The following is a 14,517-nucleotide window of genomic DNA, read 5'->3' as shown; positions in this document are numbered from 1 at the left end:
TGCACGGGCAACCAGCCCGCGCTGCACGGCGTTCCTTGCCGAAAAGCTTCCAGCGCCAATCACGGTGGGTCAATCTAGGTCGGAAAGACTCTAGCCGGTGCCCGATGTCGTTTTCCAGGCAGACCCGCTCGAAGATGTGGATCAGCCATTGCCGGTTCTGGCCGCGCTGGAGCTGGACGAACTGGATGCCGTTGTCGGTCAGCAAGGTGTGGATACTGTAGGGCACGGACCTGACCGGCACCTAGAGGAAGGCGGCGGCGGCCAGCTTGGTAGCCTTGCGGCAAATGCGGGCGAACACCAGCTTCGAGGTGCGGTCAACGGCAACATGGAGGAAGCCCTTGCCGCCTTCGTAGCGCAGCTCGGCGATATCGATGTGGACGTTGCCGTTCTACACGACGACCAGCATGGGGCGCCAGACCCTCAACATGCTGCTCTCCTTCGCCCAGTTCGAGCGCGAGGTCACCGGCGAGCGCATCCGCGACAAGATTGCCGCACTGCGCGTATGATTTTGCATCCGCACGATATCCCGCGGAACTGCGCCATTGCCGGCGCCTGATGCGCGAGAGGCCCCTTGAGGGGGTGTTGCTCAGGACTGATTGGTGCGGTCGAGAAGACTCGAACTTCCACGGGGTTTCCCCCACAACGACCTCAACGTTGCGCGTCTACCAATTCCGCCATGGCCGCACGCGCCTCGACAGGTAGGACGCCGCCCCTAGCAAAGCGGTCCGGTGCGCGCAACAGGCTTTGTGCTGACCATGCCAATCATATTGCTGTCGCATAACGGCACAGTTTTAACTTTAGGGCCAATCGGTCGTTTGATGGCGGGTATGTTTTGGATATTTGCCCTCTATGCCGCTTGCGCAACATGGTTAAAACGGCGTTATCATTTGGCTGTGATATCGCTTTTGCCCCTGCTGTTGGCTGCAACGCCAGCGACCGCACCGAACGCGTCGCCGCGCGTAAGCCGGGTAGGAACGGCGACGGTGCAAATCATAAGGGCTGAATCCGTCATTCCAAAATCACCGGAGCAGGATCGCAAGCGACGTGATCGCCAATATCGGAAACGGGACAACATGCCTTTGGTCGATTTTTATTAGGCGGCGATTTTTTCGAGGCGGTATTTCCGCATTTTCTCGATCAAAGTTGTGCGTTTCAATGTAAGCAGGCGTGCGGCTTCTGAAATAACACCTTCGGCATGGATAAGCGCCATCTGGATGCGTTCCAGTTCCATCCGTTCAATCTGCGCCTTCAGATCGATGGGCGCGCCGAATGGTTGCGGTGCGGCAACGGCTGCTGGCGGAACAATGTCTGGCATATCGACGGCGACGGGCAGAGAGGTGACGGGCAGGGCGGGCACGGCGGCCAATTTTGGCAGGCTGCGGCCCAGGAGCTGATCGACCCCAAAGGCATCCAGTGTTTCACCGCTGAACAGGATATTTGCGCGTTCGATCACGTTGCGTAATTCGCGGACATTGCCCGGCCAGTCATGCATCGACAAACGCTGGATTGCGCTGTCATCAAATTGGCAAAGCTGGCCGGTGCGACCTTTTTGGAAATGGGCAATCAACTGGGGAATATCTTCCACCCGCGAAGCCAGATCGGGCACTTGCAACACGACTACGCCAAGGCGGAAAAACAGGTCTTCGCGGAAACGGCCGTCAAGAATGGCCTTGTCGATTTTCTGATGCGTTGCCGAGATTATGCGGACGTCGACGGGGATATTGCTGTTGCCACCGATGCGCGAAATCAGGCCGTCTTCCAAAACACGCAGCAGTTTGACCTGCATGTCAAAACGCATATCGCCGATTTCGTCGAGAAACAGCGTGCCCTTGTCGGCATTTTCAAAATGGCCGGTGCGGCGTGCTTGCGCCCCTGTAAACGCACCGCGTTCGTGTCCGAACAATTCGGATTCAATCAATTCAGCCGGTATGGCACCGCAGTTCAGGGCAACATAAGGTTTCGCGGTGCGCGGACTGGCGTTGTGGATGGCGCGGGCGACAACTTCCTTGCCGCAACCCGAAGGGCCGCAAATCATGACCGAGGCGGACGAATTGGCGACGCGGCGGACCATGTCGCGCAAGGTGCCCATGATAGGGCTTTTCCCGATCAGCATTTCTTCTATAGAGACGGGCTTTTCGTATTTTGCGGGTGCCTGAACCGTTGTCGTTACCATGCTGATTTCCTGTCGGATGACTGCCTTGGACCCGGTTTTTGTCCAACATGGTAAACGAAATACTAACAAAACCGGGCCCAAGCGTTAACTGATCCGAAACGGATTAAAGATGGGGCTGATTGTCAAATTTTGTAAACAGACATATCCATTTTGGATATCATTCCGCGCCTATTCCGAAACGGTTCGCCATCCCAGGGTGATCGACATGCGCCGGTTACGGGGGTCATAGGGGTTGTCGCGGATATAGGCTTCACGGTCGGCCACGCCTTCGATACGGACAAACCGGTTCGGCGATACGCCAGCACGGGCGAGCGCGGATCGAGTTGCTTCAGCGCGCGCCGATGACAATTGCCAGTTGTTGACGCCCAGCCGGCTGGATGTGGGCTGCGCGTCAGTATGCCCGCGAATGATAAGGCCATTTGGCAGGTCCGAAATGCTCGCACCGACGTCCCCCAACAGCTTGATGGCATCAGGTGTCAAAATATCGGTGCCCGATATAAACATCGAAAAATTGGCTTCATCGACCATATCAATCCGCAGTCCATCGCGGGTTTCGCTAAAGCGCAGGCTTTTTGCGATGCGCCTTACCTCTTTGCGTTCCATCAACTTGGTCAGCAACGTCTTGCGGACTTCCTGGAATTTTTGCCGGTCCTTGCCAATTCCGGACGCTTCTTTGGGGCCACCGGTCGCATCGCGCGGGATGGTCATGCTGCGGGTACCGGTTTGTCCTGCGCGGTGCGGATATTTGTCGACCGAAGTGATCGAATCCCCGCCAAAGAAGCTTGTTGAACCTGCACTGTCCTGTTTGCTCGACACCAAAGTCGGCGAGAAATAGTCGGCCAAGGCCTTGCGTTGCTTTTCCGTGGTCGCACCGAGCAGCCACATGAGTAGAAAGAACGCCATCATTGCGGTCACAAAGTCGGCATATGCCACCTTCCAGGCACCGCCATGATGCCCGCCATGCGGTGCCTCATAGATCTTCTTGACGATTACCGGGCGAACGGGTTCGTTTGCTCTGGCCATTACCGCCCCCGCATACCGTCAAATACTTCGGCAAAGCTCGGCTGGTTGCTATGTTCGATACCCGAACGGGCGGCCTCGATTACCAATGGCTGCGGATGGCCGTGCAGCGATGCTATGATCATCTGCTTGACGACATGATAGATGGCGGCATCCGCCTCGATTACCTGTTTGGCCCGGTTGGCGAAGGGACCGACAAGTCCATAGGCCAGCAACACGCCCAAAAAGGTTCCAACCAATGCAGAGCCAATCATACCGCCCAAAATGGCAGGCGGCTTGTCGATTGATCCCATCGTTTTGACGACGCCCAACACAGCAGCAACAATCCCGAGCGCCGGCAACGCGTCGGCAAGCCCTTGGAGACCTTCGGCAGGTTTTACGACATGATGGTGATGGTTCTTGATGCTGTTATCCATCACTTCTTCAACGGCATGGGGGTCAAGTGTTCCCGATGACACAACAACCAGCCGCAACGTGTCGCAGATCAGGTGGACGAGAGTCTTGTCCTTTAACAATTTGGGATATTCGCTGAACAATGAGGAACTGGCCGGGTCCTCAATATGGGGTTCAACCGCAACCGGGCCTTCGGTCTTCAGCATTTTCATCAGCTTTGACACGAGGAAAATGCAATCGAGATAATCTTGCTTGCCATATTGCGGTCCTTTGAAAACCTTGGCCAGACCGCCACCCAACGCCTTCAATTCCTTCGCTGAGTTTCCGATGATCAAAGCGCCCATACAGGCTCCGCCGATAATCAGCATTTCATGCGGCAGGGCATGCATGACAGGTGCCAGGTTGCCACCTGTGAGGGCGAATCCACCAAACACCATGACCAAGAGGACGATGATACCGACAACTGCAAACATGAAATGATTGGCCCCTATACGCGTCTTACAATCATGGTAAACGGCAGGAGCAACCGGATATTAAGCAGTTTTTCGTTTTTTCGAGTGGGAGGAAGAACTGCGATTTTCTACTTCGCTGCAGAATTCGCACAAAGATGAATGGGTAAGAAAAGGTTGCGCGTTAAACTTGACTTCCAATTCTGCACCACGTCACCCTGAACTTGTTTCAGGGCCCATTGGTCAGCCCAATCCTGCCTTTCTTGTACCAAGACAAGTCATGACTTAGGGGTGCGCTTCTTATCGCGCGACGGTCGAGGCTTCATGATGGACCCTGAAACAAGTTCAGGGTGACAGTGACGCTAAATTCACTCAATTAGCACCGTTGCTCCCTCAAGCGACCCCAATCTTCCTCTTAGTGGAGGGATTTGAGCAACATTCAATTTCGCCCTAGTTCAGAATGTCCATCAACGTCCGTCGGTTGATGCGGGCGAATGCGGCTTGGGCGGCTTCCAATGTCAATGTCATGCCATTCAATTCGGCTATCGCTGCACTTAAGTCGGTATCTTCAAGTGCCGATCGCTCGGCCCGGATACTGATTGAACGCAATTCGCGGTCGTCATTTATGCGTTCCAGTCGGGCGGCATTTATACCGACCGCTGCTGCCATATCGGCCGTATGGTTTATGGCACTATCTACCGCGGTATTTGAAAGACCGATTTGTGCGGCGTTACCGGCTGTTACTGCCGCGGCGGTATCCCGGATGATTTGCGATATCGAAACACCGGCTACATCAAATGCCTCTGCGCGAGTCGGGACGGGTGCAAAGGTTGCGTTGTCGTCGAAACGTATCGGCATATTGGCACCGGTCGCAAACAATGGCTGGCCCGTGGCCGATTTAGCCGCAGCCATCGCGTCGATTTCGTCGGCAATTGTTGTAAGCTCGATTGCTATGGAGCCTCTGTCCGCCGCTGAGGTAGCGCCGTTTGCACCAACCAATGTCAGTTCTTTGGCGCGCGCCAGCAAACCTGACATCTGACGCAAGCTGCCGTCGGCCTGTGCCGTCATGGTAATGCCGAGGTTGATATTCGCGGCGCGCGCCGTGTCGTTGGCCTGTGATCGGGCCAGATCTGTGACCCGTGCAGTAGCCACCGGATTATCCGATGCCCGTTGCAACCGACGGCCTGTCGAAATTTGTATCTGCTTTTCGGCAATCTGTTGCGCCATGCGCGACTGCCTTTGGATTTCCTGGGTCATCCGGTTGCCGGTTGCGTTGATCATTTCGGCCTCACCTTAAAATATGTTCAAAAGCGATTGCATGGTTTCACGGGCAACCTGAATAGTGCGGGCCGCCGCTTCATACGCCTGTTGGAACCGAAGCAACTCGGCAGCTTCACGATCAAGATCGACCGCGCCTATCGCATCGCGCGCGGCAAATGATCCATCCCGTCGGCTGCTGGCGGCGGCCTCCTGTGCTCGGGCGGCTGCGGTTGTTTGCGCCTGCGCCGCAATCATTGCGGAAATATTCTGCTCTATGCCACCTGCGCCCCGCAGATTGTTCATTGAAAGGACATTGCCGTTCAAGCTCGACCCGTTTGCAGCCGCGACATCATCGGGAGCCAGAGCAACCGCAACCATTGCGGCAGCGCCTCCGTTAAAGTTGAGCAAAGCGGCACCCGGATTACCATTGGCATCCGTACCGGCTTGATGGGCGGCATTCAGTTCTGTGGCAAATTGCGAGGCAAGCGTGTCCAGTGCCGTGCGTTGACCGGCGATATGGTCGGCCGCATCTTGCAGCCCGGCCAATGTTCCTGATCCTGGTATTAAAACGCCGGTTGCGCTCGGGTTGATTCCAAAACCAATTGTGCCATTGGCGGCAACGGTCACGGAGATGGTTGCCGTCGTCGCACCATCGACCAACGCATCGCCCGATGGTGTGCGGACAATGGCTGCGCCTCTGGCATCATAAGATACGACAACATCGGTCGCATTGGATAGATTGCCGACAAGGCGATCGCGTTCATCTAGCAAGGTTGCTTCGTTGCTCGATCCGGCGCGCGCGCGGCGCAAGCCGTCGTTGATGCGTGCCAAAGCCGATAGGTCAGAATTTAGCTGCGTTGCTGCGCCTTGGGCTTCGGTCGCGACACCTGCGGCTGCGGAGCCGAGCGCACTCGCGGTGCGACGGAAATTGGCCGCGCTTTCATCGACGGATGACAAGAATTGGCGGCGTAACGTATCGCTACCGGGGTTGCCACTGAGTTGTTCGGCGGCGGTGAATACTGAAGTGACTGAATTGCCGATCCCTGCACCGCCATCTGCGAGTACAGACTCGGTTGCAGTCACCCAATCCAGCTTTGCGCTTTGCCGTGATGCTTCGCCACCTGCAACGCGTGCATCGTCGACCAGCCACATATCGATCGACCGGGTAACCCCGGCCGCAATGACTCCGCCCGGCCGGATACTGTTACGTGAAAGGACGATGTCCCCGCCTGATGGCGCTTCGGACAGTCTTACGCTGCGGCGCACATAGCCTTCGGTCTGGGCGTTGGCGATGTTATCGCCGACAACCGATAGCGCCTGGCCATATGCCTTGATGCCCGATGCACCGATGGCGAGAAGGTCGCTCATCTTGTGTTTCCTTTGTGTTCAACCTGCACGGGGGCAGGACTAGCTGACGTTTTTGCCAATTGCCGTTCGACCATATCGGCAATGCCGAATTGCCGAAGGCCAGCCATATTGTCGGCAAGTTTTGCATCCGACATCTCGCGAAAATTATCGGTCGCGCTGGAACCGAATACATCTTTGCCAAGCTTGGCCTGCCGCATACTCGCCATCATCTGGCGCAGCATGACCGCCTCGAACGCTTCGGCAGCCTTGCGGAGCGCCGGATCGGGCTTTGTCGACGGCACGACTGGTTTTGAAAGGCTAACGAGAGGTGTCATATCACCACCAGCTCTGCACTCAATGCGCCCGCTTGCGATAATGCTTCCAAAATGGCGACAAGATCGCCGGGGGATACATTCAGCTTGTTGATTGCCGTTACGATATCAGAGAGCGAGGCACCCTTGTCCCATAAAAAGGCGGGGTTTGTGTTTTCCTGAATGGCGATATCGCTTGCCGGTTCGAGTGCAGTTTCACCCCGGCTAAACGGTGCGGGTTGAACCACCGTGGGGTTCTCATCAACTTTAACCGTCAGCTTGCCATGACTCACCGCCGCCGGTCCTACTCTGACAGCGCCGTTGATAACGACTGTTCCGGTTCGGGCGTTGACGATAACGCGCGCCGGTGGCTGTGCCTTCTTGATTTCGATATTTTCGATGACCCCCATCATGCGAATACGGGATTCACCGCCGGTGGGCGCATTTATGCGGATCGATGCGCCATCAACGGGTTGGGCAACATCGCTACCCAATTGCCGGTTGATGGCATCGGCAACCAATCCGGCGTTGCTGATATCTTGTTGCGCCAGGTTAAACGTTAAATGCGGGCTTTGGGCAAAGCCTGTATCCACGCTGCGTTCAACGGTTGCGCCGCTGCCGATGCGGCCGGCGGACGGAATGTTGACGGATAGTTTGGAACCGTCCGCGGCATCAACGCCCAGACCGCCCACAACCAGATTGCCCTGCGCCATCGCATAAATCTGCCCATCGGCACCGTAAAGCGGGGCCATTACCAGCGTGCCGCCTCGTAGCGACTTTGCTTTACCCAAAGCCGATACCGTGACGTCAAGACGTTGACCCGGTTTGGCAAAAGGCGGCAATTCTGCCGTGACAACGACCGCCGCCGCGTTCTTGAGCGCCGGGTTGATGCCGGCGGGAAGGTTGACACCAAAGCGGGAAATAGCGCCTTTCACGCCCTGCGTCGCATAATCGAGGCTGTCGTCACCGGTTCCGGCGAGGCCGACAACTACGCCATAGCCGGTGAGCTGGTTCGCCCGCAGGCCTTCGAATTGCCCCATATCTTTTATCCGTTCTGCATGTGCAGCGGATGAAAATAGCATGGCGAGGAGGATAAGCAGCGCGCGCATCAGAAAGGACTTATTCTGGAGAAGAAGCGTTGCAGCCAGCCTTGCGAGCTGCCGCGTGCGATTTCGCCCTTACCGGTATATCGGATGCGGGCATCAGCGACGCGGGTTGAAGGAACCCGGTTGTCGACGCTGATATCGGCGAGGCGGACAATTCCTGAAAACTGCACTTTTTCATCGCCGCGATTCAACGTGACGAACTTTTCGCCTTTTACCAGCATCGTGCCATTGGGATAGATGGCGGCAACGGTCACACTTACTTCTCCGGACAAGGCATTTGATTGGGAGGCTTCGCCTTTGCCATTAAACGACTGGTCGCCACTAATGTTTACATCGCTTGGACTAAACAAATTGAGCGGCCCGGTGGTCGGTGGAGTTAGACCCACGCTTCCTGTGCGTCCTGTAGTTGCGCTATTGCTCTTTGTTGCGCTCATTCGTTCGACAAGAATGATCGTCAGCAAGTCGCCAATACGGCTGGCGCGTGCGCCGGATGTCAGCGGGCTGTAATTTTCGGCCAGGAATATTGCGCCTTGTGTCGGCGCGTTCACCGGCATCGCTGGCGCAGTGGGCGTAAAATTGTCAGGTAGCTTACGTTCTTTGGCCACCCCTGGCGCGGGCACGGCCATGACCAGCATGGCCAGAACGAGCCTGCCAAAATGATGCGCACTTGATTTCACGATCTGTGCGGGATTAGAGGTTTTGTGTGGCATTACGCATCATTTCATCGGTGGACTGGATCATCTTGCTGTTGACCTCGTAAGCGCGTTGGGTTTCGATCATGTCGACCAATTCTTCAACGACGTTGACATTGCTTGCCTCAAGCGCCCCCGAGCGCAGCGATCCGCGCCCTTCTTCACCGGCAGCACCAACCTGCGGCGCGCCCGAAGCAGGCGTTTCGACCAAAAGGTTATTTCCGATCGATTGCAGGCCCGCCGAATTGGCAAAACGGGCGATTTCGATACGGCCGACTTCAGTGACATCGGCTTGTCCGGCAATTTGCGCGGACACGGTCCCGTCAGCACCAATCGAAACAGCGGTTGTGCCATCGGGGATTTGGATTTGCGGCTGAACCGGCATGCCGTCGGGGGTCACCAACGTACCTTCGGCGGACAGGCTGAAATCGCCTGCGCGGGTATAGCCGATGCGTCCGTCGGGCATCTGCACCTGAAAATAACCTGCGCCTTCAATGGCGACATCCATACCGTTTCCGGTTGTGGTTAGCGTGCCTTGCGTGTCGATGCGCGCGGTTCCGTTTACCTGAACGCCGGTGCCAAGGTTAAGGCCGATGGCATATTTGTTTTCCGCCGACGATGCCGAACCGGCGACAGTCATGGCTTGGTAAGCCAGTGTTTCGAAACTCGCGCGATCCTTTTTGAATCCGACGGTATTAACGTTGGCCAGATTGTTGGCGATGACTTGCATCCGCATATTCTGGGCATCCAGACCGGTGCGGGCGACATGAAGGGCTCCGTTTGACATAATCTATATTCCTTATTGCGGCATTGACATGAGGTCGGCGGTCGCAGCGTCCATATCGCGCGCGTCACCAAGCAGTTTGAGTTGGGTGTCCCACGACCGGCTGGCCTCGATCATCTTGACGAGGGCTTCGGTCGCGCTGACATTTGAGCTTTCCAGGTTGCGCGTGGTGACACGGGCGTCGGGGTCGTCGGGTAATACGCCGCCGCCTTTGACGCGGAACAGACCATCCAGCCCCTTAACAATGTTTGAACCGGCCGGGCTGGCGATCTGCAATTTATCGACCTGTTGCGGTTGGCTGGCATCGCCGCCTTGCGGGACGATCCAGACACTGCCTTGTTCATCGATGTTGATACTGTCCGCCGGCGGAAGGGTAATCGGGCCCTGACTGCCTTGCACCGGGCGGCCATCGCCCGTCGTTAAAAGGCCGCTGGCCGAAAGCAATAGATCACCCCTTTTGGTGTATCCGATTTCGCCATTTTCAGCTTGCACCGCCAACATGGAGTCGCCCGACATCGCAATATCAAGATCGCGGCCTGTGGAAACGACGGTGCCTGCGTCCATATTCGCCGCCAACACCTCTTCTGAAGCAAAGGCGCGTGTGTCCAGCCTTTGTCCGTCCAGCCACAGGGACTGCGCTTCGGCCAAATCGGCCTTAAATCCCGGCGTGTTGGCATTGGCAAGGTTGTTGGCAATGGCGGTTTGCCGCGCCATAGAGCCGCGCATCGCGGTCAGGCTGGTATATATCAGACGGTCCATGCCATTGCTCCGGTTTCGGCGGTCAATTTCCGGGTCCTGTCTGCACCCCGAATAATCTTCGTTATGCAGACAGGCAGGAAGTTATTGGCCATCATTATTAGTTGATCTGGACAATCGTCTGCGTCATGTTCGACGCGGTTTCGATTGCTTTGGCATTGGCCTGAAAGTTGCGCTGCGCCGAAATCAATGCGACCAGTTCTTCAGTCACATCGACATTGGCGCGTTCCAATGCACCCGAGCGGATGGTACCCAAAGGACCATTGGTTGCGGCATCAATCGACGGCGCACCGCTATCACCGGTGGATTGCCAATGGGCATCACCGACAGGACGCAGTCCTTCTTGCGCAGTAAAGCTGGCCATGGCGACCTTGCCCAGTAGTTCACTCGAGCCATCGGCGTAAGTCGCCGAAACAAGGCCATCAATGCCAACCGACACGTTCACAAGTGCGACCGTTGGATCAGCAGGCGAGTTGGCCGGCAATACAAAGTCAAATGCGGCGCCCAATGTTGCGGATGTCACGTTGCCCGCCGCATCGACCGGTAAAAGCTGCAAGGTGGATCCCAAAGTATCGACAACCTGCCGGTTCGCATTGACCTGAAACGCGCCGTTGCGGGTGTATGTTACCGCTGCACGGGGTGGATCACCGCGCGATACGAAAAATCCTTCACCGGCAATTGCCAGATCGAGCGTTTTGTCGGATGCTTCCAACGTGCCTTGGGTAAACTGCTGCACGACGGAGTTCAGGCGCGTGCCTTGTCCTGCAATCATCTTGGTGGTTTGGGTCGGCGCACTGGCGAACAGGTCACCAAATTGGGCGCGGCTTTTCTTGAAGCCCGTCGAGCCAACGTTGGCGAGGTTATTCGAGATTACCGAAAGATCGGTTTGCGCGCCTTTCAGCCCAGATAATGAAGTGTAAAATGACATGGGTTATACTCCTGTGGTGGACGGGGTGGTCGCTGCCGCGCCTGACGATTTGAAATCAGTCAGCAGCGCGGTTTGAGCCGATATCTGTTCGGCTATGGATTTCAGCGATGTGTTCATTTCAGAAATGCCGGCCACGCTCGAAAACTGGGCCATTTGGGCAACCATCGCCTGGTTATCGACCGGGTTGAACGGATCCTGTTCCTTCAATTGTGTGGTCATAAGGCGCAGAAAGTCATTCTGGCCCAATTGTTTTTGCGCGGCGTCCTTGGAAAGGACGGGCAAGTTCCGTGAGTTTACAGCAGATACGCTTGTCATGATTATTGTCCTAACCGCAGGGTTTCGCTGATCAGGCCCTTGGCGGTCGCAAGCACCTGAACGTTGTTTTGATATTGGCGTGAAGTTTCGAGCATCTCGACCATCTCCGCCGCACTATCGACGGCAGCTTCCCAGACATTGCCTTCCTTGTCGGCAAGCGGGTGGTCGGGTTGGTAGCGTTTGACAGGGGCTGTGGTGCCATTGTCGATACGGTCGACCTGCACGGTCGCTTTGCCCGCTTCGCCCATGACGGTCCGAAAAACCGGCTTCATCGAACGAAAGGCCGTATTTTCGCTGCCTGAGACTGTTCCGGCATTGGCAAGGTTGGAAGCGGTTGTGTTCAAACGCACAAGCTGCGCCGCCATTGCCCGTCCGCTGATATCGAATATAGATAGATTTTCGGCCATCTTCATTCTCCCTTAAGCGCGCGGGTCAGCGTGCCAATGCGGCCTTGCAGAAAAGACAGGCTCGACCGGTAGGCGAGGGCGTTTTCGGCAAAGGCGGTTTGTTCAGTGGCAAGCTCTACGGTATTTCCATCCAATGAAGGTTGGACCGGAATACGATATTGGATCGCGGCTGCGGGTGATTGCCCTTGTTCCGCCATTTTCAATGCGGATGAAAATTCAATGTCGCGGGCCTTGTACCCCGGCGTCGCGGCGTTCGCGATATTTGACGCAATCATCCCCATACGCTGTTCACGCAGCTTGAGTGCGGTGGCATGAATGCCGAACATATTGTCCAGTGACGGCATGGCCGACTCCTTTCGTTACTGCACCGGTTCAGGTGCTCACGAATGTAGTTCAGCAATTGCCGTGCCAAATATGATTATGTAATTTTATTTCAGATATTTATGATGTATTTTGATAGTGTCAAAAGTCCGACTGTCAAAATCCCGACGCGCTTATATGCCTTACATATTATCCCCCTCCCGCCTGCGGGAGGGGCTAGGGGAGGGAGGCGTGCCGCAGGCGCGCCTTGGGACCTCGCCGACTCACCCCCCCCCGGCCCCTCCCGCACGCGGGAGGGGAGAAAAAGGGTTTATTCCCCCTTCCGCGTGCGGAAGAGAGGTCGATTTTGCATCACCTTCGGCTCAACCCCATATACCCTAACATCCCGTCACCCTGAACCTAGAAAAGCAGCCCTAGCCCTTCCGCAGCAGGAATACCGCATGTTCCGCCATCAGATTGGCCAGCGCCTTTTTGCGCGGCCGGTTGCCCGACAGGAACCATTGCCCTTCGATCACTACGCCCCGATCTTTCAGGAAACTGCGGAAATCGTCGATCGTAACGTGGTGGATATTGGGCGTGTCATACCATCGATGGGGCAATTGTTCGGTTACCGGCATCTGGCCGCCAAACATATGGGCGATGCGAATGCGCCATTGTGCGAAATTGGGGAATGATACAAACGCCTGCCGCCCGATACGCAACATATGGTCAAGTACGAGATCGGGACGCCGGGTAGTCTGTAACGTCTGGCTCAGGATCACATAGTCGAAACACCCGTCGGGATAGTCGACCAGATCGCTATCTGCATCCCCTTGAACCACCGACAACCCTCGCGAAACCGCAGTTGCGACATTGCCCGGATCAATTTCCAGCCCACGGGCATCGACCTGTTTGTGATCGCGCAGGGCCGCCATCAATTGGCCATCGCCACAGCCGACGTCGAGTATGCGTGATCCGCCGCGGACATTGCGCGCGATAATCGCAAGATCGGAACGCAATTGCGTCACAGATTTTCTCCTGCCCTTAAGAACCCGTCGACAATCCGGTTCATTTCAGGTGCGTCGAGCAGAAAGCTGTCATGGCCAAAGGGACTGGACAGTTCGACAAAGCTCGCCGCAGCCCCTGCAGCATTTAATGCATGGACAATGCGGCGCGATTCCGATGTTGGGTACAGCCAGTCACTGTCAAAACTGATGAGGCAAAACCGTGCTTTTGTCGCCGCAAAAGCCTTGGCCAGCACCCCGTCATGCGGTTCGGCCAAATCGAAATAGTCCATCGCACGGGTAATATAGAGATAAGAATTGGCATCGAAGCGGTCGACGAAACTAAGTCCTTGATAGCGCAAATAGCTTTCCACCTGAAAATCCGCATCGAAGCCGAAGCTTTTCGCGCCCATGCTTCCGTCGGGACGGTTTTGCAGGCGGCGGCCGAACTTTTCGGTTAATCCGGCTTCGGACAAATAGGTGATATGCGCGGCCATACGGGCAACTGCCAAACCGGACGCCGGAGCCTCGCGTCCATAATATGCGCCGTTGTTCCAGCGCGGATCGGCCATGATCGCCTGTCGGCCGACCTCGTGAAAGGCGATATTCTGGGCCGAATGCCGCGCTGTCGATGCGATCACCACGGCAGAACGCACCCGTCCGGGATAGAGCGCGGCCCAGCTTAACGCCTGCATGCCACCCATGGACCCGCCGACGACCGCGGACAATGTTTCAATGCCCAAATGGTCGAGCAATATTGCCTGCGCCCGCACCATGTCGGCGATCGTAATCACGGGGAAAGCCATGCCATATGGACCACCTGTCGACGGATCGGTGCTGGCGGGACCCGATGATCCCATGCAGCTGCCCATGACATTGATGCTGATAATGCAATGGCGTTCCGGATCAATCGGTTTGCCCGGACCCACCATCCGCGTCCACCAGCCATCCTTGCCCGTGACCGGATGAGTCGAAGCCACATATTGATCACCCGTCAACGCATGGCAAATCAATATCGCATTGGACCGATCAGCGTTAAGTGGCCCGTATGTTTCATAGGCGAAATCCACCGGTGCAAATTCCGCCCCGCTGTCAAGCCTGACCGGCCCCAAGAGGCGCACCCTTTTATCTCGCCCGAAACGCTCATCCCCATGCATGGGTTTCGCCATATCAGGAGGACGAGCCTAGACAACAGATTATTGTGTATTCCAGATTGTTCCGGACAGAAGCGTGTAATCGGTCACCTGCATGGTCGGAAGATGTGATCATCAG

17 protein-coding genes, 1 tRNA gene and 2 pseudogenes are annotated in these 14,517 nt (G+C 56.3%); 1 reads left to right on the top strand and 19 read right to left on the bottom strand.

Going from position 1 to position 14,517, the window contains the following annotated elements; genetic code table 11:
- Positions 1 to 91: 91 nt before the first annotated feature.
- Positions 92 to 385, bottom strand: a pseudogene (locus tag ACKVOS_RS01350) (IS481 family transposase); the annotation flags it as partial.
- Here ACKVOS_RS01350 and ACKVOS_RS01345 point away from each other — a divergent pair.
- A pseudogene (locus tag ACKVOS_RS01345) lies at positions 378 to 494 on the top strand (recombinase family protein); the annotation flags it as partial. The pseudogenes ACKVOS_RS01350 and ACKVOS_RS01345 sit on opposite strands and share 8 nt — an antisense overlap.
- 103 nt (positions 495 to 597) lie before the next feature.
- Here ACKVOS_RS01345 and ACKVOS_RS01340 read toward each other — a convergent pair.
- The 18 genes from ACKVOS_RS01340 to ACKVOS_RS01255 all read right to left on the bottom strand — a co-directional run bounded on the left by ACKVOS_RS01340 (position 598) and on the right by ACKVOS_RS01255 (position 14,402).
- Positions 598 to 684 (bottom strand) — tRNA-Leu (locus tag ACKVOS_RS01340).
- Between the two features lie 199 nt (positions 685 to 883).
- Positions 884 to 1,012, bottom strand: a complete 129-nt coding sequence (locus ACKVOS_RS01335; protein WP_409210220.1) for a hypothetical protein — start codon at positions 1,010 to 1,012, stop codon at positions 884 to 886.
- An 81-nt stretch (positions 1,013 to 1,093) separates the two neighbouring features.
- A complete protein-coding gene (locus ACKVOS_RS01330; protein WP_409210219.1) occupies positions 1,094 to 2,173 on the bottom strand; it encodes a sigma-54 interaction domain-containing protein in 1,080 nt (359 codons plus the stop codon).
- 168 nt (positions 2,174 to 2,341) lie between these two features.
- Entirely contained in the window at positions 2,342 to 3,196 is an 855-nt protein-coding gene (locus ACKVOS_RS01325) for a flagellar motor protein MotB (protein ID WP_409210218.1), read from the bottom strand.
- A complete protein-coding gene (motA, locus tag ACKVOS_RS01320; protein WP_409210217.1) occupies positions 3,196 to 4,059 on the bottom strand; it encodes a flagellar motor stator protein MotA in 864 nt (287 codons plus the stop codon). The genes ACKVOS_RS01325 and motA overlap by 1 nt, the downstream gene beginning before the upstream one ends.
- A gap of 426 nt (positions 4,060 to 4,485) precedes the next feature.
- A complete protein-coding gene (locus tag ACKVOS_RS01315) occupies positions 4,486 to 5,316 on the bottom strand; it encodes a flagellin (RefSeq protein WP_409210216.1) in 831 nt (276 codons plus the stop codon).
- Positions 5,317 to 5,328: 12 nt separating this feature from the next.
- On the bottom strand, positions 5,329 to 6,663 hold the full coding sequence (flgK, locus tag ACKVOS_RS01310) for a flagellar hook-associated protein FlgK (RefSeq protein ID WP_409210215.1): 1,335 nt from the start codon (positions 6,661 to 6,663) through the stop codon (positions 5,329 to 5,331).
- Positions 6,660 to 6,977, bottom strand: coding sequence for a rod-binding protein (locus tag ACKVOS_RS01305; RefSeq protein ID WP_409210214.1), 318 nt, complete (start codon positions 6,975 to 6,977; stop codon positions 6,660 to 6,662). The genes flgK and ACKVOS_RS01305 overlap by 4 nt, the downstream gene beginning before the upstream one ends.
- Positions 6,974 to 8,062, bottom strand: coding sequence for a flagellar basal body P-ring protein FlgI (locus ACKVOS_RS01300; protein WP_409210213.1), 1,089 nt, complete (start codon positions 8,060 to 8,062; stop codon positions 6,974 to 6,976). Before ACKVOS_RS01300 ends, ACKVOS_RS01305 begins: the two co-directional genes overlap by 4 nt.
- A complete protein-coding gene (locus ACKVOS_RS01295) occupies positions 8,062 to 8,694 on the bottom strand; it encodes a flagellar basal body L-ring protein FlgH (protein WP_409210227.1) in 633 nt (210 codons plus the stop codon). The genes ACKVOS_RS01300 and ACKVOS_RS01295 overlap by 1 nt, the downstream gene beginning before the upstream one ends.
- Before the next feature lie 55 nt (positions 8,695 to 8,749).
- Positions 8,750 to 9,538: a flagellar basal-body rod protein FlgG gene (flgG, locus tag ACKVOS_RS01290; protein ID WP_409210212.1), complete on the bottom strand. Its 789-nt coding sequence runs from the start codon at positions 9,536 to 9,538 to the stop codon at positions 8,750 to 8,752.
- A 12-nt stretch (positions 9,539 to 9,550) separates the two neighbouring features.
- On the bottom strand, positions 9,551 to 10,294 hold the full coding sequence (locus tag ACKVOS_RS01285) for a flagellar basal body rod protein FlgF (protein ID WP_409210211.1): 744 nt from the start codon (positions 10,292 to 10,294) through the stop codon (positions 9,551 to 9,553).
- A gap of 97 nt (positions 10,295 to 10,391) precedes the next feature.
- A complete protein-coding gene (locus ACKVOS_RS01280; protein WP_409210210.1) occupies positions 10,392 to 11,219 on the bottom strand; it encodes a flagellar hook-basal body complex protein in 828 nt (275 codons plus the stop codon).
- Between the two features lie 3 nt (positions 11,220 to 11,222).
- Entirely contained in the window at positions 11,223 to 11,534 is a 312-nt protein-coding gene (locus tag ACKVOS_RS01275) for a flagellar hook assembly protein FlgD (RefSeq protein WP_409210209.1), read from the bottom strand.
- A gap of 2 nt (positions 11,535 to 11,536) precedes the next feature.
- A complete protein-coding gene (flgC, locus tag ACKVOS_RS01270) occupies positions 11,537 to 11,941 on the bottom strand; it encodes a flagellar basal body rod protein FlgC (RefSeq protein ID WP_409210208.1) in 405 nt (134 codons plus the stop codon).
- A gap of 2 nt (positions 11,942 to 11,943) precedes the next feature.
- A complete protein-coding gene (locus ACKVOS_RS01265; RefSeq protein ID WP_409210207.1) occupies positions 11,944 to 12,285 on the bottom strand; it encodes a flagellar basal body rod protein FlgB in 342 nt (113 codons plus the stop codon).
- A 390-nt stretch (positions 12,286 to 12,675) separates the two neighbouring features.
- Positions 12,676 to 13,269 (bottom strand): methionine biosynthesis protein MetW, encoded by a 594-nt coding sequence (metW, locus tag ACKVOS_RS01260; RefSeq protein WP_409210206.1) that lies wholly within the window; start codon positions 13,267 to 13,269, stop codon positions 12,676 to 12,678.
- Complete coding sequence (locus ACKVOS_RS01255; RefSeq protein ID WP_409210226.1) at positions 13,266 to 14,402, bottom strand: homoserine O-acetyltransferase MetX; 1,137 nt, start codon at positions 14,400 to 14,402, stop codon at positions 13,266 to 13,268. The genes metW and ACKVOS_RS01255 overlap by 4 nt, the downstream gene beginning before the upstream one ends.
- Positions 14,403 to 14,517: the final 115 nt, after the last annotated feature.

Origin of the sequence: Sphingorhabdus sp., assembly GCF_046154385.1 — a bacterium.
Classification (GTDB): Bacteria; Pseudomonadota; Alphaproteobacteria; order Sphingomonadales; family Sphingomonadaceae; genus Sphingorhabdus_B.
Note: the sequence above shows the minus strand (reverse complement) of the source record. Positions and strands in the feature narration are given on the sequence as shown.

What these genes read in the sequence shown, in the direction of transcription:
- ACKVOS_RS01295 (WP_409210227.1), bottom strand. Translation starts at nt 8,694, where the DNA reads ATGCTGGTCATGGCCGTGCCCGCGCCAGGGGTGGCCAAAGAACGTAAG.
- ACKVOS_RS01255 (WP_409210226.1), bottom strand. Translation starts at nt 14,402, where the DNA reads ATGCATGGGGATGAGCGTTTCGGGCGAGATAAAAGGGTGCGCCTCTTG.
- flgC (WP_409210208.1), bottom strand. Translation starts at nt 11,941, where the DNA reads ATGGCCGAAAATCTATCTATATTCGATATCAGCGGACGGGCAATGGCG.
- flgK (WP_409210215.1), bottom strand. Translation starts at nt 6,663, where the DNA reads ATGAGCGACCTTCTCGCCATCGGTGCATCGGGCATCAAGGCATATGGC.
- ACKVOS_RS01280 (WP_409210210.1), bottom strand. Translation starts at nt 11,219, where the DNA reads ATGTCATTTTACACTTCATTATCTGGGCTGAAAGGCGCGCAAACCGAT.
- ACKVOS_RS01335 (WP_409210220.1), bottom strand. Translation starts at nt 1,012, where the DNA reads ATGACGGATTCAGCCCTTATGATTTGCACCGTCGCCGTTCCTACCCGG.
- ACKVOS_RS01305 (WP_409210214.1), bottom strand. Translation starts at nt 6,977, where the DNA reads ATGACACCTCTCGTTAGCCTTTCAAAACCAGTCGTGCCGTCGACAAAG.
- ACKVOS_RS01275 (WP_409210209.1), bottom strand. Translation starts at nt 11,534, where the DNA reads ATGACAAGCGTATCTGCTGTAAACTCACGGAACTTGCCCGTCCTTTCC.
- ACKVOS_RS01325 (WP_409210218.1), bottom strand. Translation starts at nt 3,196, where the DNA reads ATGGCCAGAGCAAACGAACCCGTTCGCCCGGTAATCGTCAAGAAGATC.
- ACKVOS_RS01285 (WP_409210211.1), bottom strand. Translation starts at nt 10,294, where the DNA reads ATGGACCGTCTGATATATACCAGCCTGACCGCGATGCGCGGCTCTATG.
- ACKVOS_RS01315 (WP_409210216.1), bottom strand. Translation starts at nt 5,316, where the DNA reads ATGATCAACGCAACCGGCAACCGGATGACCCAGGAAATCCAAAGGCAG.
- ACKVOS_RS01330 (WP_409210219.1), bottom strand. Translation starts at nt 2,173, where the DNA reads ATGGTAACGACAACGGTTCAGGCACCCGCAAAATACGAAAAGCCCGTC.
- ACKVOS_RS01265 (WP_409210207.1), bottom strand. Translation starts at nt 12,285, where the DNA reads ATGCCGTCACTGGACAATATGTTCGGCATTCATGCCACCGCACTCAAG.
- ACKVOS_RS01300 (WP_409210213.1), bottom strand. Translation starts at nt 8,062, where the DNA reads ATGCGCGCGCTGCTTATCCTCCTCGCCATGCTATTTTCATCCGCTGCA.
- motA (WP_409210217.1), bottom strand. Translation starts at nt 4,059, where the DNA reads ATGTTTGCAGTTGTCGGTATCATCGTCCTCTTGGTCATGGTGTTTGGT.
- flgG (WP_409210212.1), bottom strand. Translation starts at nt 9,538, where the DNA reads ATGTCAAACGGAGCCCTTCATGTCGCCCGCACCGGTCTGGATGCCCAG.